The 19,985-nt window shown below is 51.1% G+C and carries 15 protein-coding genes; 8 read left to right on the top strand and 7 right to left on the bottom strand.

All coding sequences use genetic code 11. The features are described 5' to 3' along the window. Window positions 1-107: 107 nt before the first annotated feature. From ACI955_RS10030 to ACI955_RS10020, 3 genes are all read left to right on the top strand, one after another. Window positions 108-2,324 (top strand): peptidase M19, encoded by a 2,217-nt coding sequence (locus ACI955_RS10030; protein WP_415243612.1) that lies wholly within the window; start codon window positions 108-110, stop codon window positions 2,322-2,324. A gap of 3 nt (window positions 2,325-2,327) precedes the next feature. After that, entirely contained in the window at window positions 2,328-2,702 is a 375-nt protein-coding gene (locus ACI955_RS10025; RefSeq protein WP_415243611.1) for a hypothetical protein, read from the top strand. Window positions 2,703-2,962: 260 nt separating this feature from the next. Then, complete coding sequence (locus ACI955_RS10020) at window positions 2,963-4,147, top strand: hypothetical protein (protein WP_415243610.1); 1,185 nt, start codon at window positions 2,963-2,965, stop codon at window positions 4,145-4,147. Between the two features lie 235 nt (window positions 4,148-4,382). Here ACI955_RS10020 and ACI955_RS10015 read toward each other — a convergent pair whose 3' ends face one another. The 7 genes from ACI955_RS10015 to ACI955_RS09985 all read right to left on the bottom strand — a co-directional run bounded on the left by ACI955_RS10015 (window position 4,383) and on the right by ACI955_RS09985 (window position 11,478). Continuing rightward, window positions 4,383-4,967: a nitroreductase family protein gene (locus ACI955_RS10015; protein ID WP_415243609.1), complete on the bottom strand. Its 585-nt coding sequence runs from the start codon at window positions 4,965-4,967 to the stop codon at window positions 4,383-4,385. Between the two features lie 97 nt (window positions 4,968-5,064). Then, entirely contained in the window at window positions 5,065-5,769 is a 705-nt protein-coding gene (locus ACI955_RS10010) for a pirin family protein (RefSeq protein ID WP_415243608.1), read from the bottom strand. Between the two features lie 23 nt (window positions 5,770-5,792). Continuing rightward, window positions 5,793-5,972: a helix-turn-helix domain-containing protein gene (locus ACI955_RS10005; RefSeq protein WP_415243607.1), complete on the bottom strand. Its 180-nt coding sequence runs from the start codon at window positions 5,970-5,972 to the stop codon at window positions 5,793-5,795. 299 nt (window positions 5,973-6,271) lie between these two features. Then, a complete protein-coding gene (locus tag ACI955_RS10000) occupies window positions 6,272-6,730 on the bottom strand; it encodes a hotdog fold domain-containing protein (RefSeq protein ID WP_415243606.1) in 459 nt (152 codons plus the stop codon). Between the two features lie 234 nt (window positions 6,731-6,964). Further along, complete coding sequence (grxD, locus tag ACI955_RS09995) at window positions 6,965-7,297, bottom strand: Grx4 family monothiol glutaredoxin (RefSeq protein WP_415243605.1); 333 nt, start codon at window positions 7,295-7,297, stop codon at window positions 6,965-6,967. Window positions 7,298-7,410: 113 nt separating this feature from the next. Then, complete coding sequence (locus ACI955_RS09990) at window positions 7,411-9,018, bottom strand: hydantoinase B/oxoprolinase family protein (RefSeq protein ID WP_415243604.1); 1,608 nt, start codon at window positions 9,016-9,018, stop codon at window positions 7,411-7,413. Window positions 9,019-9,081: 63 nt separating this feature from the next. After that, the gene (locus tag ACI955_RS09985) at window positions 9,082-11,478 is read right to left on the bottom strand and encodes a TonB-dependent receptor (RefSeq protein WP_415243603.1); all 2,397 of its coding nucleotides are present in this window, start codon (window positions 11,476-11,478) and stop codon (window positions 9,082-9,084) included. 231 nt (window positions 11,479-11,709) lie between these two features. Here ACI955_RS09985 and ACI955_RS09980 point away from each other — a divergent pair, with 231 nt between their 5' ends. From ACI955_RS09980 to ACI955_RS09960, 5 genes are all read left to right on the top strand, one after another. Further along, window positions 11,710-12,870 carry an iron-containing alcohol dehydrogenase gene (locus ACI955_RS09980; RefSeq protein ID WP_415243602.1) on the top strand — a complete coding sequence of 387 codons (1,161 nt, stop codon included), beginning with the start codon at window positions 11,710-11,712 and terminating at the stop codon, window positions 12,868-12,870. Between the two features lie 263 nt (window positions 12,871-13,133). Next, window positions 13,134-14,324: an aspartate aminotransferase family protein gene (locus tag ACI955_RS09975; RefSeq protein ID WP_415243601.1), complete on the top strand. Its 1,191-nt coding sequence runs from the start codon at window positions 13,134-13,136 to the stop codon at window positions 14,322-14,324. 27 nt (window positions 14,325-14,351) lie between these two features. Next, window positions 14,352-15,266 carry an ornithine carbamoyltransferase gene (gene argF, locus ACI955_RS09970; protein WP_415243600.1) on the top strand — a complete coding sequence of 305 codons (915 nt, stop codon included), beginning with the start codon at window positions 14,352-14,354 and terminating at the stop codon, window positions 15,264-15,266. Window positions 15,267-15,528: 262 nt separating this feature from the next. Then, window positions 15,529-16,590, top strand: coding sequence for an ABC transporter ATP-binding protein (locus tag ACI955_RS09965; protein ID WP_415243599.1), 1,062 nt, complete (start codon window positions 15,529-15,531; stop codon window positions 16,588-16,590). 413 nt (window positions 16,591-17,003) lie between these two features. Beyond that, window positions 17,004-19,898, top strand: a complete 2,895-nt coding sequence (locus ACI955_RS09960) for a ribonucleoside-diphosphate reductase subunit alpha (RefSeq protein ID WP_415243598.1) — start codon at window positions 17,004-17,006, stop codon at window positions 19,896-19,898. The last annotated feature ends 87 nt before the right edge of the window (window positions 19,899-19,985 follow it).

Raw genomic sequence — 19,985 nt, 5'->3', positions numbered from 1 at the left:
TGCGGTAACCTGTCGGCAATAACTACATAATTGACTGCCCAAATCGCCATATTCCCTGAAATAAGGCATTGTTTGCGAGCGTGAAATTCTGACTCACGGAAAGACTTATGAATACTCGTCTATTGATTCTAGCTCTCTTATCCAGCGCCTTAGTGACCGGCTGCGGCGGGTCCAGCTCCTCTAGTTCGCGAGGGGGCCAAGACAGCAATCCACCAAACACCGAAACCCCGGTCACCAGATTCGACATGGCCAATAGCTGCTATGCATTACAGTCGGTGCAGACAAATAAATATCTTGTCGCGGGCGAAGATGGCAGCTTTACCAGCAGCGCCAGTTCAGCTAGCGCGGGCGATGCACTCTTCATGCAACCGGCCACTTTAGGTAAATACCTGTTTTACACTGCCAACCAAGAGCTACTGACGGCTGGCGATGGCGCGGTCAGCGCAGAGAGCACCGCCAGTGATGCCGCAATTTGGACGATTGATCTAGTGCCTGGCGGTGGCAGCTTCACCATTGTGTCGGACAGCACATCACAAACAATGCAGCTTGATGATAGCGGGCTGTTAATTGCTGGCCCAGAGACCAACGGGCCCAGCTCAGAGTTTAAGTTTGCGCCAACCCGAAATTGCACTAGCTACCCTGAAATGCCCACCGGCGTTTCTGCCGAAACCTTTAAAGGCAACGGCATCGACAAACCCATTATTGGCTTTGCAGATGTTCACACCCATATGGGCATGTCTAGCGAGATGTCTTATGCAGGCAATGTCGGCCCCTCTGCCGGTGGCGCGCTATACGGCGAAGTCATTAACCGCTTTGGTGTTGATCACGCACTGGAAAACTGCGAAGACTTTCACGGTCCTAACGGGATTCGCGACGGCAATAATGTTATTAGCCTTAATCCCACCGACACCCACGAAACTATAGGTTGGCCGTCGTTTGTAGGCTGGCCGCGCCGAGACTATTTAACCCACCAAGTGATGTACTACAAATGGGTAGAGCGCGCCTACTTATCTGGTCTGCGTTTGATGGTAAACCACGGCACCAATATCAAAGCGCTGTGCGATGTCGGCAAAACGATTTCTGGTAATCCTGACGCCGACTGCAACGACATGAGCGTGGCCGTAAAGCAGGTTGAATACCTTTACGACGTGCAAGATTATGTGGACGCCCAAAGTGGCGGGCCGGGCAAAGGCTGGTATCGCATTGTTAAAAGCCCACAAGAAGCGCGCGAAGTCATTAACGATGGCAAAATGGCGGTAGTTCTTGGGGTAGAGGTTGCGCAGGTCTTTGACTGCGGCATGACTGTATTACCGGACGGAACTGAGCAGGCCAATTGTGACGAAGGCCAAATAAACAGCGAAATACAACGCTTATGGGATCTTGGTGTTCGCCACGTCTACCCCTTTCATGACATAAATACTTCCTTGGGCGGCGCCGGTATATTTAATGGCGACTCCATGAACCTGCTCAACTTCCTAGACACCAAAGCCTTCTTTAAAACCACCGAGTGCCGAGACTACCCAGTAGATGAACCCTCGGTTCGGACCCCCGGCACGGAGATGGCCACCGCCATTCCAGGTAGCGGTAGCGATCCAATATCTCAAGCTTTCTTTGAAGCCACCGCGGGGATTATACCGTTTTATCCTGCGGGCAAGAGATGCAATTCGCGCACGGTAACCGACTTGGGCGAATATGCACTGCGCGCATTAATGACACGCGGCATGGTGATTGATATTGACCACGCCGCCTACCACAGCAAAGACGTTATGCTAGATATTGCCGATGAGCAAACACCGGCCTATCCCTTGTCCTCATCTCATGATGCCCACGGCGGTTTAACCAGCGACCAAGTGGTACGCATGTTGAAAAACGGCGGCACGGTTTACCCCTATAAAGGCAACGGCATAAAGCACAAAGAATTTTTGGAAAAATTAAAATTCTGGCGTAACAAAGCCGGCATCAGCGATGTCGACCAACCCTTAGCATTGGGTTACGGCGCTGACGCTAATGGCTTTGGTGGTCATCCCGGCCCCCGCGGCGGCGACTCAGAGCCGGTTCAATATCCCATCGTGCTGTTTAGCGGCGACGACTGGGGGCCGCAATTTGCTAACTTCAAGCCCGTCACTGTCGATATGTTAGTGATCCCGGAAAGTGGCAAGTACTGGCATATTGACGAAACCGGTATGTCTCACTACGGCTTGGTTGCCGACTTTGTCGAAGAAGTTAGACTAGAAGGCGGCAAAGAAGCACTCGACGCTTTGTACAATTCTGCTGAAGGCTATGTACAAATGTGGGAGCGCGCCTACAACCGCAACGGAAACTAAGCCATGCGCCAAAAGCTCCTATTTTTAACTTGCGCAATACTGCTTCTCACCGGCCTTTGGCTGGTGATGAAGCCAGATTCCGGGTCGCTGCCAAGCAGCGGCGCGATAGCCGATCCGAAAGAGATTCTCTTCGCTATTCACCATGGCAGCACCCCTGACTCACAAGTGCTTCAACTCAAAATTGGCGACACGGCACAACTCAATTTTGTGAGCGACAGAGACGCTGCTGTTCATATTCATGGCGTAGATATGCACATCGTCTTAAGCGCGGGGATGGCGCAACAAGTTAAATTCAACGCCACCCAAGCGGGCCGATTCGCCCTTGAGGTACACGATACCGAAATGCAGCTTGGCGCTATTGAAGTCTATCCGCGCTGATGCGGGGTAAATTTCACCTCGTCTTATTCGCCACCCTCGCGCTATCGAATAACTGCTTTGCGCACTCATTCGGCGAGCCCTATAAACTGCCTATGCCCTACTGGATGTATATCTACGGGGCCATGGCGGCGCTTATTTTGTCTTTTTTAGTGCTCGGATTTTTCTACAGCGCAGAACACGCAAATCGAGCCTCCAGACAAATTACAATTGACCGCCCCCGCCTAAGGGAAATTGCCCGCAGGCTTAGGCTGGCGAGCATAATGAAAGCCAGTCTACTATTGTGTTTTTGCCTCGCCATTATTAGCGGCCTGATTGGCAATCAAGACCCTTATCGCAATTTCAATATGACCTTTTTCTGGATTAGTTTTGCCTTGGGTGCCAGCTACCTCAGCGCCGTATTCGGTAACTGGTACGACTATCTCAATCCCTGGAAAGTGGTCTGCTGTGCCTCCAAAAATATCAGCCGTGGCCGCTACACCTACCCCGCCCAACTTGCTTACTGGCCAGCAGTTATTTTATATATGGGGTTTATTACTCTTGAGCTGTTTGGCAATACGCGGCCATTATCCCTATCCATAATTTTAATCACTTACAGCGCGATTAATATGCTGGCGGTGTATTTGGTCGGCAGCAAGGCGTGGTTTCACTATGGCGAGTTATTCTCGGTGATGTTTAGGCTTATCGCCAAAATGTCACCAGTTCACTATCAAACTGACGCCGAAAGTCGATTTAAAATCACCCTACGCTTCCCGTTCAGTGGCTTACTGCATGAGCGAATAGAGCACCGCAGCCTGCTAATCTTTTTATTATTTATGCTGTCGTCTACCGCCTACGACGGTCTCCGTGAAACCAGTTTATGGTTTAATATTTTCTGGCGAGATCCGCTAAACATTATCGAGCCCTTACTCGGCCAACACCCACTTCACGCCTACACCACACTGCGCCCGTGGTATATCGGCTTTGAGACGGTGTGCTTACTACTATCACCCTTTATTTACTTGGGCTTATTTTTATTCTTTTTATGGCTAGGGAAATGTCTAACGCGCAGCGACCTAAGCGTGACCGAATTATCGCTGCGCTTTGGTTATAGCTTGCTGCCGATTGCCTTGGTTTACCACATCACCCATTACTACACGCTGGTGCTAAGCCAAGGTGTGAAAATTCGGGGTTTATTCTCAGACCCCTTTGGCTGGGGTTGGGATTTATTTGGCACGGCTATTAGCGGCAGACTGCCAATCCTGCCGGACATGGGATTGATCTGGAATAGTCAGGTCTGGCTGATTTTAATTGGTCACGTTGCCAGTGTTTATTTGGCTCACGCCGAAGCGCTACGCAGTTTTCCAAACCAAAGACAGGCGAGTATTAGTCAATTACCCATGCTCTTACTGATGGTGATTTTTACCGGCGTTGGTCTTTGGATTCTTGCCCAGCCTTTACAAGGTTAAATACTTTACCTGATATCTAACAAATAGAATTCAGAACACCAGCGCGCCGGCCCCTCAATCCGTAAAGCCGAGTCAAGCATCCTTACTTTTAAACTCGCCATTGACGCAATCAGTTAGCTAAGTATTTAAGAGCGCAGAATCAATAGTATTTTAATGTGAATTTTTAGCGCGGGGATAATCGAGCATCAATCTAGATGCCCGACGATTTAAAGTGAAAAACTCTCCAGGCCGACTTTTATTTATCTAGCCAAATTTCATCTAAAGACTTACGTGGCGATGGAAATTCTTTTTCTTGCAAGCCGTCATCAAGCTGAGAAACTTCGCCTTTTTTGCCTATCGCAAAACCCATAACCGCTTCATATTGCTCGGCATCTAAGCCAAGGTGTCCCAAAATGTCAGCGTGCTTTATACCCGCCATACCGTGGGTGTATAAACCTTCTTGGCGCGCTTGAAAGGTCATCGCCATCCACGCGGCACCGCAATCTAATGCATAACTCGCGTTAGGTTTACCATTATGTTCAAAGTGTTTTTTACCAACAACAAAGCCAAGAACAGAGGCATCTTTCGCCCAGGTCTGATTGCCTTCCAATAGCAAATTAAGGAATTCTGCAAAACGGTCGGCATTGCTGCCCGCATTGGCGGTATAAAAGCGCCAAGGCTGCGCGTTGAAGCAAGAGGGCGACCAGCGAGCGGCGTCGATCAAGCGCGCTACTGTAGCGTTATCTAGGGCCGCATTGGCAAATGCTCGTGGCGACCAACGCTCATAAAATAGTGCGGATACACCGTCTTTAGGATCGCGGCCTAATGGTGGATGAGACATACATCAACTCCTTAATTAAGTAAAAACAGTTTCACTCTTACTGCTTTATTTAGCAGCGCCAGAGAAGTTATTCTCAGGCAATAAATCCTTATTATTACTATTTTTCCTCTGGCGGCAGGTCAAACCACAACGCTTCAAAGTTATCACTCTTGGCTAAAACCTCAAACCGTCTTACTTGGTAAACACCGAAACCATCACCGGCCGACAACAGGCTATCGTCGAGTTCGGCGCTACCAGAAACGACATGCAAATACCCAACACGTCCCTTGCTCACCAATAGTGGCGCACCCTCATTGTGCTGTAAACGCAGGCGATAAATCGACGCGTCTTGATGCACCATTAATGAGCCGTCGCGACCATCGGAGCTTACCAGTAGAGTTAAGGCCTTACTTTGCGGTATGTGCGCCTGCTCATACTCAGGTTTTATACCCTTAACATTAGGCCGCAGCCATATTTGTAAGAAACGTAATCTCTCCGTCGCCGATGCATTGAACTCAGAATGAGAGACACCGCTACCGGCGCTCATGCGCTGAACCTCGCCAGCGGAAACAGTGCGTCGGTGGCCCATGCTATCAACATGGGCGATACTGCCTTCTAGGACATAGGAGATGATTTCCATGTCGCGATGCCCGTGGGTATCAAAGCCAGCGCCCTCGGCCACTGTGTCATCATTAATCACCCGGAGGACAGACACGCCCATATGCTCGGAATCGTAGTAATTATCAAAGGAAAAACTGTGGTGACTGTCTAGCCAGCCAAAACTCGCATGGCCGCGCTGCTCTGCTGCTCTGTAGTAGCTCATACTGTTCTCCTGCTCACTTTATTTCACTGACAAACAGTGCTCGCCCGCTGCGGTAGCACCCCTTTACGAGCCGGCACCTTCAATAAGGGTAAACCCAGCGATTCTTCCGACTTATGGACTGCGTGGTGGATGGTAGGTTCGCTTTGGTGGCCCATTTGCGACGCTTGATTAAGTCTGCCGCAATCGACGACAGCTTTAAACATACGCCATTGTTCGAATGGTCGTTTTCAGACCCATGCCGTTCTCCTTAACACCGCGAAAAATTCTGCCCAAACGCGAGGCGCGGACAAAAGCTAAGCTTGTGCAAAACCTAGAGTATCGCTTTTTTTAAGGATGAACATAAGCCGAGGGTAGACAGAACGACGGTGGCCGGAGATGAAATTTAAAACGCGGCGGAATCAACGCCGGGGATAACAGCTTCACACTGGCTCCGACGGCAGTCAAAGCTATAGTGAGTGGTGGCCTGTGAGCACCTCATTATTTATGCAGAAGGCTAAGGGTATTATTTTTTAGGCGAAATATACATGGATATTTCCGCATCGAAGACAACGTTGCCCACCGCATTCTTTACTTCAACTTTAACGGGGACGGCGCCTTTTTCACCAGGGACAATTTCCCGCATTGTTGCATAGCCTCGAAGTATGCCTTTTGCTGAACCCAGATAGCGCACTGTCATGCCTGCAGGAATCCAACGCATGCCAGATGGCATTGAGGCCTCACTAACAACACCAGCGGCGATCTCAGCTAGGTTGCACATGGCAATGGCGTGAACACTGCCAATATGGTTATGAATGGAACGGTGCTCTTTAATTCTCACCACGGCGTAGCCAGTTTCCAGCTCTTCAAAAACCGGTTTAATGGTGGCAAAGTAAGGGGCTTTAAAACATACACCCTTAGAAAATAATTGCTTACCGGCGGGATAAGCAGACAGCTTACGCCAAAGTTTAAGTGTCGGATTCATATTGCTGCTCTCGATCAATTATTGACAAACAGTAACACGGCGCTGAGTGCACACCATTAATCATTAAATAAAAGCGACAAGGCCAAAGGTCAGTCGGCGACTACGCCAACGCTTCACTCACAGCCATTAGTAATAAAAATAGCGCGGGTATAAACCCAAAGATTTATTATTTTTAATAAAAAAAACCCAGAGGTATTAGCCCTGGGTACTACTTTTTAAGTTAAGCGTATAAAACTATTCGGCGCTAGGTTGGGCCGCTGAAGTCTCTTGTACCAATGTTTTTAGCTCGCCACTTTCATGCATTTCACAAATAATATCACAGCCGCCCACTAACTCGCCGGCAACCCATAACTGTGGAAACGTTGGCCAATTAGCGAATTCTGGCATTTTTGCGCGAATGTCTGGATTAGACAAAACATCAACAAACGCAAAACGCTCGCCACATTCCATTAGGGCCTGCGACGTACGAGCAGAAAAACCACACTGAGGTTGGCTAGGAGAACCTTTCATATAAAGGATAATAGGGTTAGATGAAATTTGCTGCTTGATTGCTTCGATAGTGTCCATGGATCACCTGCTGGTCTGATAACGTTGATAAGGCCTGATTAGGGTGGCGCTTATCCGGGGAATGTTGCAGCCATTCTAGCAATATCAGCTGCAAAAGTAATGTCCGCCTATTTTTAAACCTTTCCCCAGCCGCCGCCACCGGGTGTTTCAATGGTTAAAACATCGCCGCTACCGGCGCGCATACTAACCTTGGCCGGCAGACCCTCACCATTAAAGAGGTTTCGGCCCGGCGCAGCAGCATCGCCACCGGCAAGGCCCCAGGGCGCTAAGGACCGGCGTTCGGTGAGCAAGGTGAATTGGGTGGGTGCCAAAAACTCAAATTCACGCACCACGCCCTCGCCGCCGCAATACCGACCGCCGCCCCCTGAGTGAGTGCGCACAGCATAGCGCCGCACTCTTAAGGGGTAGTGCATTTCCAAACTTTCTATCGGGGTATTTAGGGTGTTGGTCATATGGCTCTGCACCGCACTCAGGCCATGGCCGTTGGCGTGCGCACCCATTCCGCCGGCGATTGTCTCGTAGTAATTCCAGACCTCATGCTCGTTTAAGGCATTCAGCACACCGCCCATCGCAACATTATTCATACTGCCCTGACTAGCGGCGGGAATGAGTTCGGGAACCGCCTGCGCCAAAGCGCCCAGCACTGCATCAGTAATCCGCATTGACGTTTCCACGTTGCCCGCCGCCACTGCGGCCGGGCGCTGCGCATTCACTAAGCAGCCTTCCGGGGCCGATAATGTTATCGGCCGAAACAAGCCCATACACACCGGCACTTCATCGGGCATTAAACAGCGAAACACGTAATACACCGCAGCGGCCGCCACCGATAACGGGCAGTTAATATTGCCGGCGACCTGCGCCGAGGTGCCGGCAAAATCGACGACAACACCGCCAGCCCCGAGCTCAATACTAACGGCGATGGCAAGATGACTATTGCCAAAGCCATCGTCATCCATGTAATCCGTAAAGTGATACCGGCCGTGTGGCAACTCTGCCAAACGCCGCCGAGCAATGCCCTCGGCGTAATTCTGAACTTGATTTACCGCGGCGCCAAAAGGCAGCGGCAGCGCCGAAATCACCTCAATTAGTCGCAACAAGCCACTGCGATTGGCACTGACTTGAGCAATAAAGTCGCCGTGTTGGCCTTCGCCAAACCAGCTATTCAAAAGCCCATAATCTAATACGCCATTGCGCACCAAGTAGCTCGGCGGAATAACCACGCCCTCTTCATCAAGATGTTGCGACAAGGGCATAGAACCCGGCGTGGATGAGCCAATGTCGGCATGGTGGGCGCGGTTTACTACAAACGCCAGCAAGTCGCCCTCGTCACCAAAAACGGGGGCAATCACGGTAACGTCGGGCAAATGCGTGCCACCAAGAAAGGGGTCATTAACGACGACCATATCACCCGCATGCCACTCGCAGGCGCTGACGATGTCTGCCATCGCATAGGCCATACTGCCAAGGTGCACAGGAATATGCGCAGCCTGCGCGCACAGCTCGCCGCGGGCATCAAAAATGGCACAGGAGAAATCCAAGCGGTCTTTTATATTTGGCGAGAACGCCGCGCGCTGCAGGACTGCGCCCATCTCTTCACATACCGACTCTAGGCGGCTAACAAACAAACCGAGTTTAACGGCATCGAGCTCAGTAGGTGATGCGTCCATAATGGAATTCCAGCGCGGCAAAAAGATCTCATTATCACGAATATTCCCAAACATACCAATCATCCACAAACAAAAACGGCCCCGAAGGGCCGTCAACAAAAAAAGCAAACAGTGGCGTTAGAAACTGTAGCGCGCACTCAGACCAATGGTACGCGGTTGATTAACATGATGACCAACCCGCGCATTACCGCCGCGTTCGGTATCAATTGACAGCTCCGCCTTTTCATTGGTCGCATTGCGAACAAACAGCGCAGTATCCCAGTTTTCGTTACGAACACCCAAGCGCAGGTTCACAATTTCGTAGCTATCCATCTCTCGGTCATAACCATAAGTCGCCTGAGTTAGCGGACCACCTACATTGGGATACAAGGTCGCCACGCCCTGACCATTATTATTTTGGTCAGAGATCTTGGTATAGCGCTCACCCACATTTTGATAGGTCGCATTGGCAAAACCTTCCCAGCTATTAAAAACGGGGAAGTAATAGGTCACCGATGCCGCGAGTTCAAAGCCCGGTGCAGTCGGCAAATCATCGCCATCTTGACCGCCGACAACCGCCAACACTGAACCCTCTGACTCCACATCGGAGTCCAGCTCGGCTTCCACAAAGCTCGCCGACAAGCCAAACTCCAGATTGCTCAGTGGCCGCATGAACAGTTCCATCTCAACACCACTGCTGTGAGCTTCATCTGCGTTGTAAATTAAGCGCGAAGAACACGAGCCGGCATCGACGGTAACTTGCAGATCTTTGATTTGGGCATGGAAGGCCGAAACATTAAACGTACCTGCGCCGCCCATGAAATTGGTTTTTGCGCCAACTTCATAATTGGTAACGGTCTCGTCATCAAAGTCTCGGTTGTTGCCGTAAATTTGCTCGTCATTATTGGTCGAGCTACACAGTGGCACGTTAAGTGGGTCGTTATTGCCGCCTAAGCGAAAGCCCTGGGACACCTGAGCATTTAACATGACATTGTCGTTAAAAGCATGGCGCACAATAACACGCGGCGAAACTCCGTTAGAACTCACCACACTGCGGTCGTCGATAATCGCCGCCGTGTAGATCCCGTCAAAGCTAAGCACGCGGGTTTCTTCATAATCAAAATAGCGCGCGCCCACCACCAACATGGTTTTATCAGTTAGGTCATAAGACACCTCACCAAAGATCGCATATTGATCCAATTGATAGGGAATATCAGAGTAGTAAAGCTCATCCGTGCTCGCCCTCTGGCCTGCTGTTGAGCCCGAGAGATCCGGGTTCTGGGGATTGCTGGCTTCAAAGCCGTCAACAAGTAAAGACTGGCTATAGTGCCGTTCCACTTCACTATAAAACACCCCGGCAACCCACTGCATCGGGCCGTCGAAACCGCTCAAACGGAACTCTTGGGTAAGCACCTCTGCCGAGGTTCGATCGTATAAGGGCGCGTCCAGCAAATAGACTGAGGGGGCCTCGCCGTAGGAACCACCAGTAATACTGGAGTTCAGGGCGGTTGCGTCCCTAACCACCAATACATCGCGATCGGTGTAAGAGCTCACAGAGGTCAAGCTCAATTGGTCGTTAAAATCGTAATTCACGGTGAGATCGAACAGCGCGAAATCGTCCTCAAAACTCTCCTCTAATTGAGTGTACTGCTCATAATCACCCAAAGTTATTGCCGGACGAGTAGTGGTGTAGGGGTTAGCTAAAAGGTGGTAGTCGTCCTCACGGTTGAAGCCGTCTATATCAATTTTTTGAAACACCACCTTCGGGGTAATACTCAAAGCATCGTTTGGCTGAAACAACACCGCCAAACGCCCACCTTCGCGCACGCCTTCATTTACGTCTTCATTGACACTGCCGTCGGGCTGCAAGGCGTCAATAAATCCGCCGAATTCCTGATAATAACGCACCATACGCAGGGCGACCTTATCGCTCAAGGGCACGTTTAAATGCGCTTTCAAGCTGCCTCCATCGCTGCCGTGACTAATGGTTTCTGCATCGCCCTGAATAGAACCGCTAACGCCATCAAAATTAGGCTGCTGGGTGATATAACGGATTGTCCCAGACAAGGAACCCGAACCAAACAAGGTTCCCTGCGGTCCGCGCAACACTTCTACGCGATTCATATCGTAAAAATCCAAGTCAGGCGTGAACAGCGACATCGAAATCACTGACTCATCCATATACACACCAACCTGCTCTTTTACGCCTGGTTGGTCACGAACAATTTGCCCTGCCGAAATGCCGCGAATAGAGACCTGACTCTGACCCGGACCAAGGTTCTGAATTGTAATGCCCGCCACATTCGCGGCCATGGACTCGATATCTGTTGCGCCACTTCGCTGCAACTTGTCCTCGGTCATTGCCGCAACAGAGAACGGTACATCTTGCAAGGTCTCAGACTGCTTACGCGCGGTAACCAGCACTTCTTCAATAACACGGCTAGACTCTGCTTGGCTAAGCGGCGCACTAACAGCAAAACTCATCGCCACCGAAATCCCGAGCAAAGTACATTTGAACTTGGGTTTACTTATCATTGCCTGCTCCCTGTTTTTGTTTTTCTTCTTAAATATGTTGATTCACACAGCCTGAACGCCGACATCACAAGCCAAAACCAAACAGCGTTCCGAAATAGTGCCACTCCTATATAACAGATCAGACGGATAAAGCACCGAATTAATGCATACGTTTTCGGCAATTAAGGCCCGATTTGTATTTTGCAGCGACTCAAGCTTAACTATCCTACTAATTAAAAAGAGAATCCGACTATGTCAGCCAACATCAACCTACCTCGAATACTGCGTATTGGCGCTGGCGTCAGCCGCCTGCTGCCCGAGGTGCTAGACGAACTCGGCCTGAAAGACCCTCTTTTGATAAGCGATGACTTTATTGTCAGTCTGGGCTGGCTAGACAACTTAGAGGCCCAGCTCAATGAAAAAGGCTTCACTCACAATCGCTTTACCGGTGTGGTGCCCGACCCAACCACAGACGCCATTGCTGCGGGATTGACGGTATTGAAACAGGGACAACACGACTGCGTCGTCGCCCTAGGTGGCGGCAGTTCCATAGACACCGCCAAAGCCATTGCCGCCATGGCAAACCGCGATCAGGCAATACGCTGCTATAAAGTGCCGCAAACCCTGGATGATGGCCTTCCTATTATTGCCATTCCCACCACCGCTGGCACCGGCTCAGAAGCCACCCGCGCGGCCGTGATCACCGACACCGAAACCCAAGAGAAAATGCTGTGCATGGGCCTCGGCCTTATGCCGGTGGCGGCATTAGTAGATTTTGAACTCACCATGACCATGCCCTTAAGGCTAACAGCCGACACCGGTATCGATAGCCTCTGTCATGCACTGGAAGCCTATGTGAGCCGCCACGCCAACCCCTTTACCGACACTATCGCGCTGGCTTCCATGGCAGCCATCGCCAAACATTTACGCACCGCATGCCAAGAACCCGATAATCGCGAAGCGAGAGAAGCCATGATGCTGGCCGCAACCCAAGGCGGCATTGCATTCTCAAACGCATCAGTCACTCTTATTCACGGTATGAGTCGGCCCATTGGCGCGCTGTTTCATGTGCCCCACGGTATGAGCAACGCTATGCTGCTGCCCGACATTACCGCGTGGTCAATTAGCGGCGCGCCGGCACGCTATGCCTGCTGCGCCCGCACCATGCAATTCGCCAACAGCAGCGATAGCGACGAGGTGGCAAATCAAAAACTGATCATCGCACTGCGCCAACTGTGCAGTGATTTACAGGTGCCCACACCCGCCAGTTTTGGTATTAGCAAGGCCCAATGGCAGCAGGCCATACCCACTATGGCGCAGCAAGCACTAGGCTCCGGCTCACCAGCAAACAACCCACTTATTCCAAATGCCGAGCAAATCACCGCGCTGTATGACACTGTTTGGGGCAACTAAGTCGTCGCTCCAGCTGTTATTAACATCTCTCTGACCTCTGGCCTTTAATGCTGGGGCTGAACAGTGAGCTAAATCTTGCGAACAGAAATTATCGCGATAGGCGCTTTTCCCACCCCAAGGCCTAGAATTCGAGCGGCGTTCCTTATATTATTGAGGGTCTGTCTGGGCGGCTCTAGCTGCCCTTTTGCGTTTTAAATCCTTTGTACTGTTTTTTTGCGTCGTTATCGCACTTTAGTGATATTGCAGCGCACGGAGATCTATTGATGGCTCACCCGGCTATAATGAACACCTATGGACGTCTACCGGTCACTTTTGTCCGGGGTGAAGGTGTGCGCCTGTTCGATACCGACGGTAAACGCTACCTAGATAGCATTAGTGGCATTGGCGTAAATGCATTGGGTCACTCACATCCCGCCGTCACCGAAGCGATTCAAACGCAGGCCGGCCAGCTTTTGCACACCTCCAATTTATACTCCGTGGAAAAACAACAGCAGTTGGCAGAAGCTCTGTGCGCCGCCAGCGGCATGGACAATGTGTTTTTCGCAAACTCTGGCGCCGAGGCTAACGAAGCAGCTATCAAGCTCGCTCGTAAGCATGGTCATAATCGCAATATTGAAATCCCCCATGTTGTGGTGATGGAGCAAGCCTTTCATGGCCGGACTCTGGCAACGCTAACCGCATCTAGCAACCGTAAAATTCAAGTGGGCTTTGAACCCCTTGTACGAGGCTTTATCCGCGCGCCGTTTGGCGATATTGAGGCGCTGGAAACTATCGCCCACAACAACAGTAGCGTTGTCGCCGTTTTAATTGAGCCCATTCAAGGCGAAGGCGGCATTCACACCTTGCCACCAGAATATCTTTCCCAGCTTCGGGCACTGTGTGACAAATACGACTGGCTGCTAATGCTAGACGAAGTACAAAGCGGCAATGGCCGTACCGGCAAATATTTTGCTTATCAACACAGTAGCATCATGCCCGACGTGGTAATTACGGCAAAAGGTTTAGGTAACGGCGTCCCTATTGGCGCCTGCCTCGCCCGCGGTAAAGCCGCGTCGTTATTTCAGCCTGGCAATCACGGCTCAACGTTTGGCGGCAACCCCTTGGTTTGCGCCGCAGGGCTCGCGGTGGTCAACACATTGACCAGCAACAATATGATGGATCAGATTGCCGAAAACGGCCGCTATTTAATCGACGGTCTTAAAAAACAGCTCGCCAACGCGCCGCACGTGAAAGAAGTGCGCGGCCAAGGCTTTATGGTTGGCATAGAGTTAACTACCCCCTGCGCCGCACTTGTTGGTCAAGCGCTGGAGAAAGGTCTACTGATCAACGTAACGTCAGAGCGGGTGGTACGCTTACTACCACCACTAATTATTAACCAACAGGAAATTGATGAATTGCTCTCTATTCTTTGCCCGCTTATTTTAGCGTGGGCAGAGCAGAGCAGCGCGGCGTGACGCCGGTTCAGCAGTATAGGTAGCCGAATGGCCTTAAGACATTTTTTAACTCTCACGGATTTGAGTACAGCCGAACTGGAGCAGCTAATTCAGCGCGCCATCGAACTCAAAAAAGAGCATAAAGCCCGCAAAACCAGCGTTCAGTTTCCTAATTACGTTTTAGGCATGGTGTTTGAAAAGGCCTCTACCCGTACACGTATTTCCTTCGAAGCCGGTATGGCGCATTTGGGTGGCCACGCGATTTTCCTCTCGCCACGCGACACCCAGCTCGGCCGCGGCGAGCCGATCGAAGACAGCGGCAAGGTTATTTCGTCAATGTGCGATATCGTCATGATCCGCACCTCTAAGCACGAAATCATTGAACGCTTTGCGGCTAACTCCAGCGTGCCGGTTATTAACGCTCTAACCGACGACTACCACCCCTGCCAGTTACTGGCCGACATTCAAACCTTTGTTGAACATCGCGGCAACATGAAGGGCAAACAAGTGGCTTGGATTGGCGACGGCAACAATATGTGCCAGTCCTATATCAAAGCCGCCATGATGCTCGACTTTAAATTAATGATTGCCTGCCCAGAGGGCTTTGAACCCCGCGCCGACCTAGTCGCCGCCGCCGGTGACCACGTTGAAATAGTGCGTGACCCCATAGATGCTGCTCGCAACTCAGACCTTCTAGTGACAGACGTGTGGGCGTCTATGGGCCAAGAAGAAGAAAAAGCTGAGCGCCGTCGCAAGCTCTCTGGCTACCAGCTCAATCGCACGCTTGTAGATTTAGCCAACCCCGACGCACTGTATATGCACTGCCTGCCCGCCAAGCGCGGCGAGGAAATCAGTGCAGACTTAATGGACGATCCCAACACCGTTATTTGGGATGAAGCCGAGAATCGCCTGCACGCCCAAAAAGCCCTGCTCGAATTCTTACTTAATCACGCGGCAGCCTAAGTCCGCGCTGGCGGCAATCCACCTGGTCTCATTCTCTGGATGGTTTGCCGATACCTTTTCTAAAGCCAACACTTACCGGAGCTAAGCCGCACCCAAGTTGCATCAAAACTAGCGCCCCAGCCCCAAACTCTACTGGCTTCGCACAAGAAAATCCCGCCATTTTGCGAATAGAAATGATAAGCTTTAGCATGCACAACCACTGTAATATCGCTTAAGCTATCGGCTAGCCATAGCCACTGACCTCACTATCAAGGCCCTTACATTGCTGCAAGTTCAAGAAATTCAATGCCAGTATCAAAGCGATATCGTCGTCGATAAGGTGAGCTTTCACGTCAATGATGGCGACATTTGTAGCTTACTCGGCCCCAGCGGCTGCGGTAAAACCACTATTCTTAGGGCCATAGCCGGCTTTCAGCCACTGACGCACGGCAAGGTTATTTTGCGCAATCACTGCCTGAGCAAGCCCGGTAAATTAGTCGGTCCCGAACAGCGTAATATTGGCATGGTGTTTCAAGACTACGCCTTATTCCCCCATCTTAGCGTTAAGGAAAATATTCGCTTTGGCCTGCGCAAACAAAATGATCGCGAGCAAAACGGCACCGTAAAACGCTTGCTGGAACTGGTGAGACTAGAAGGTGTTGCCCACCGCTACCCACACGAATTATCTGGCGGACAGCAACAGCGCGTGGCTCTGGCGCGAGCCCTAGCCCCGAGCCCAGATCTACTGCTATTAGATGAACCCTTCTCAAATTTAGATACTGAGCTGCGCAAGCGCCTCAGCCTTGAAGTGCGCGACATACTCAAAGAGCTTCGTATCAGCGCCATATTAGTGACCCACGACCAACAGGAAGCCTTTGCCTTTAGCGACCACATTGGCCTGCTCCATGGCGGCAAACTGCAACAGTGGGACATTCCCTTCAACCTCTATCACGAACCCTGTAATCGCTCCGTTGCAGACTTTATCGGCGAAGGCTGCTTTTTACCCGGAGTCATCGGCAGCGAAACTAACACCGTCACCACCGAGTTTGGCACCCTAATGGGAAATCGCGCCTACCGCTGGCCACCAGGCACCCCGGTTGAGATCCTACTGCGACCCGACGATATTGTGCTCAGTGATTTTGGCGGCATTACCGCCACCGTCGTAGAAAAGGTATTCTCCGGCAGCGCCACCCTCTATACATTAAGCCTGCCCACGGGCAGTCGCGTGGAAGCACTACTGCCAAGCCACCGTAATTACGCCATAAATGAAACCGTACAAATCAACACCGAAGCCGACCACCTCATCGCCTTCAGCCGCGAAGAATTACTACAGGGTAGCGCGTAATTTTTTCGAGTATAAAAAAACCGTTTTTATTCACAATCCGTCTACTAACCAGCGGTAGCTCAGTGGCAACCCCCACTCTAGCTGAAACCCACGTGTCGCGGGCGCCTGCCAGCTTGCACACCTTTTACACACCACTTATCGACACTTTATCCACAGAAAACACACAGCATCTAGTGCTTGCCAACTTAGGCAAACCGCATTATCTTGTATCCCAGCTTTAGCTAAACCCCATATATAGGGTTTTGGCCCGACAAAATAACAATGGATGACCAATCCACATTGAAACCCCGTTTCAAAGTTATTGCAGCTCATAATCAAACCCTCTACCCACCATCGGGTGATAAAAAAAGAGGCTACGTAAAAAGATTGCCGCAGCGCAGTTTCAAGGACATCAGCAAGGGCCCGGAGATATCATGCAAACCCAACAAGACAGCAGCACCAATGCCAGTGGCGTTCCCCCACAAAACAATAATGACACTGAGCTAAAAGCCACCGCGCCAGGTCAATTGCGAGTTATTAAACGCAACGGTTCGGTAGTGGCTTACACCGACGACAAAATCAGTGTCGCTATCACCAAGGCCTTTTTAGCAGTAGAAGGTGGCAATGCCGCCGCCTCTACCCGCATTCATGAAACCGTTGCCAAACTGACCGATCAAGTCAGCGCCACGTTCAAGCGCCGCATGCCCTCTGGCGGCACAATGCACATTGAAGACATTCAAGACCAAGTTGAGCTGGCTTTAATGCGCAGCGGCGAACACAAAATCGCCCGCGGCTATGTTTTGTATCGCGCGGCCCGCACCGAAGAACGCCGTCAACTGGCCCCTACTGGCGAAAATGTTCACCCCAGCATTCGTGTTAAGCACGCCGATGGCAGCGAATCGCCACTCGATTTAGGTCGCCTAGAATTCATCGTTCAAGAAGCCTGCGAAGGCCTGAAAGATGTCTCGGCTGCCGCCGTTCAAAAAGAAGCCCTGAAAAGCTTGTACAACGGCGTACCAGAAGATGAGGTCAACACCTCGCTGGTCATCACCGCCCGCGCCATGGTTGAACAAGAACACAACTACAGCTTGGTCACCGCCCGCCTGCTGTTAGACAAATTACGTGCTGAATCACTAACCTTCTTAGGTGTTGCCAAGAGCGCAACTCAGCACGACATGACCATTTACTACCCCCAAGCGCTGCCTATTTATTTGCGCAAAGGCGCTGAGCTAGAGCTGTTAGATCCACGCCTAGAGTCTGAATACGACGTGGCTGCATTAGCCGCTGCCATCAAGCCAGAGCGCGACATGCAGTTCCATTATTTGGGCCTGCAAACCTTGTATGACCGCTACTTTATTCACAGCAATGAAGTGCGTATTGAATTGCCACAGATCTTCTTTATGCGTGTTGCTATGGGCTTGGCAATGAACGAAGAAAATCGCAATGCCCGCGCCATCGAGTTCTACGACCTGCTCAGCTCCTTCGACTACATGAGCTCTACACCGACGCTATTCAACGCCGGCACCCTGCGCCCACAGCTGTCGTCTTGCTACCTCACTACCGTGCCAGATGATCTACACGGTATTTACGGCGCCATTCAAGACAACGCCATGCTGTCTAAATATGCCGGCGGCTTGGGTAACGACTGGACACCCGTTCGCGGCCTAGGCGCTTACATCAAGGGCACCAATGGTAAATCGCAAGGTGTTGTACCCTTTCTGAAAGTGGTTAACGACACCGCTGTTGCCGTAAACCAAGGCGGCAAACGCAAAGGCGCGGTATGTGCTTATTTAGAGAGCTGGCACATCGACGTTGAAGAATTCCTCGAATTGCGTAAAAACACTGGTGATGACCGTCGTCGTACCCACGACATGAACACCGCCAACTGGATTCCTGATTTGTTCATGAAGCGGGTTTTCCAAGACGGTGAGTGGACGTTGTTCTCACCCAATAATGTGCCAGATCTGCATGATCTGTACGGCAAAGCCTTTGAGACCCGCTTTGAAGAATACGAAGCGATGACCCGCAGCGGCGACTTAAAATTATTTAAGCGCGTAAAAGCGGCCGATCTGTGGCGCAAAATTCTGTCTATGTTATTTGAAACAGGCCACCCATGGATCACCTTTAAAGATCCGTGCAACCTGCGCAGCCCACAGCAACACGTCGGCGTGGTTCACTCATCAAACTTGTGCACAGAAATCACCCTGAACACTAGCAAAGATGAAATCGCAGTCTGCAACCTGGGCTCGGTTAACCTTGCCCAACATATCGGTGAGAATGGCTTAGATTTAGTCAAACTAGAGAAAACCGTTACCACTGCTGTACGTATGTTAGATAATGTTATCGATATTAACTATTACAGCGTGCCACAGGCCAAGAACTCCAACTTCAAACACCGTCCTGTCGGTCTGGGTTTGATGGGTTTCCAAGACGCACTATACAAGCAGCACATTCCCTACTCGTCTGACGAAGCCGTGGAATTTGCCGACCGCTCAATGGAAGCCATCAGCTACTACGCCATCAAATCGTCAAGCGACTTGGCAGTGGAACGCGGCTCTTACCAGAGCTATGAAGGATCGTTATGGAGCCGTGGCATTCTGCCTATCGACTCTGTGCAACTGCTTATCGACCAGCGCGGTGCCGACTACATTGAAGTGGACCAAAGCCAAACGCTAGACTGGAACAGCCTACGCGCCGTTGTAAAAGCGCAGGGTATGCGTAACTCTAACGTCATGGCAATTGCGCCCACCGCCACCATCGCCAACATCACTGGCGTGTCACAGTCTATCGAACCCACGTATCAGAACCTGTACGTGAAATCGAATCTGTCAGGCGAATTCACCGTCGTTAATCCCTACCTTCTTAGAGACCTGAAGGCACGCGGTCTTTGGGACGCGGTTATGGTCAACGACCTGAAATACTACGAGGGCTCGGTCAGTAAAATCGACCGTGTTCCAGATGATCTTAAAGCACTGTATGCCACCGCGTTTGAAGTAGAGCCGCGCTGGTTAGTCGACGCCGCAAGCCGCCGTCAAAAGTGGTTAGACCAAGCTCAATCATTGAACCTATACATAGCTGGCGCATCGGGCAAAAAGCTCGACATCACCTATCGCATGGCATGGTACCGTGGCCTAAAAACCACTTACTACCTCCGCGCACTGGCCGCCAGCTCCACTGAGAAATCAACGGTTTCTCAAGGCTCAATGAATAAGGTGTCGTCGCAAGCAGCACCCAAAGCAGCCGCCACCGCGTCTGCCGCTCAACCAGAAGCAGCGCCAGTACCAAATGCCTGCTCAATTGACGAGCCAGATTGCGAAGCCTGCCAATAGGCAAAATTGGCGCCCCCTCTATAACGAGTAAGGGCGCTAGCAAGATCTACAGTGCTCATACATTAGCGCTGAAATACACTAGAAATA

The organism is Zhongshania sp., from assembly GCF_047636175.1.
Taxonomy (GTDB): domain Bacteria; phylum Pseudomonadota; class Gammaproteobacteria; order Pseudomonadales; family Spongiibacteraceae; genus Spongiibacter.
Note: the sequence above shows the minus strand (reverse complement) of the source record. Positions and strands in the feature narration are given on the sequence as shown.

What these genes read in the sequence shown, in the direction of transcription:
- ACI955_RS10030 (WP_415243612.1), top strand. Translation starts at nt 108, where the DNA reads ATGAATACTCGTCTATTGATTCTAGCTCTCTTATCCAGCGCCTTAGTG.
- ACI955_RS10025 (WP_415243611.1), top strand. Translation starts at nt 2,328, where the DNA reads ATGCGCCAAAAGCTCCTATTTTTAACTTGCGCAATACTGCTTCTCACC.
- ACI955_RS10020 (WP_415243610.1), top strand. Translation starts at nt 2,963, where the DNA reads ATGAAAGCCAGTCTACTATTGTGTTTTTGCCTCGCCATTATTAGCGGC.
- ACI955_RS10015 (WP_415243609.1), bottom strand. Translation starts at nt 4,967, where the DNA reads ATGTCTCATCCACCATTAGGCCGCGATCCTAAAGACGGTGTATCCGCA.
- ACI955_RS10010 (WP_415243608.1), bottom strand. Translation starts at nt 5,769, where the DNA reads ATGAGCTACTACAGAGCAGCAGAGCAGCGCGGCCATGCGAGTTTTGGC.
- ACI955_RS10005 (WP_415243607.1), bottom strand. Translation starts at nt 5,972, where the DNA reads ATGTTTAAAGCTGTCGTCGATTGCGGCAGACTTAATCAAGCGTCGCAA.
- ACI955_RS10000 (WP_415243606.1), bottom strand. Translation starts at nt 6,730, where the DNA reads ATGAATCCGACACTTAAACTTTGGCGTAAGCTGTCTGCTTATCCCGCC.
- grxD (WP_415243605.1), bottom strand. Translation starts at nt 7,297, where the DNA reads ATGGACACTATCGAAGCAATCAAGCAGCAAATTTCATCTAACCCTATT.
- ACI955_RS09990 (WP_415243604.1), bottom strand. Translation starts at nt 9,018, where the DNA reads ATGTTTGGGAATATTCGTGATAATGAGATCTTTTTGCCGCGCTGGAAT.
- ACI955_RS09985 (WP_415243603.1), bottom strand. Translation starts at nt 11,478, where the DNA reads ATGATAAGTAAACCCAAGTTCAAATGTACTTTGCTCGGGATTTCGGTG.
- ACI955_RS09980 (WP_415243602.1), top strand. Translation starts at nt 11,710, where the DNA reads ATGTCAGCCAACATCAACCTACCTCGAATACTGCGTATTGGCGCTGGC.
- ACI955_RS09975 (WP_415243601.1), top strand. Translation starts at nt 13,134, where the DNA reads ATGGCTCACCCGGCTATAATGAACACCTATGGACGTCTACCGGTCACT.
- argF (WP_415243600.1), top strand. Translation starts at nt 14,352, where the DNA reads ATGGCCTTAAGACATTTTTTAACTCTCACGGATTTGAGTACAGCCGAA.
- ACI955_RS09960 (WP_415243598.1), top strand. Translation starts at nt 17,004, where the DNA reads ATGCAAACCCAACAAGACAGCAGCACCAATGCCAGTGGCGTTCCCCCA.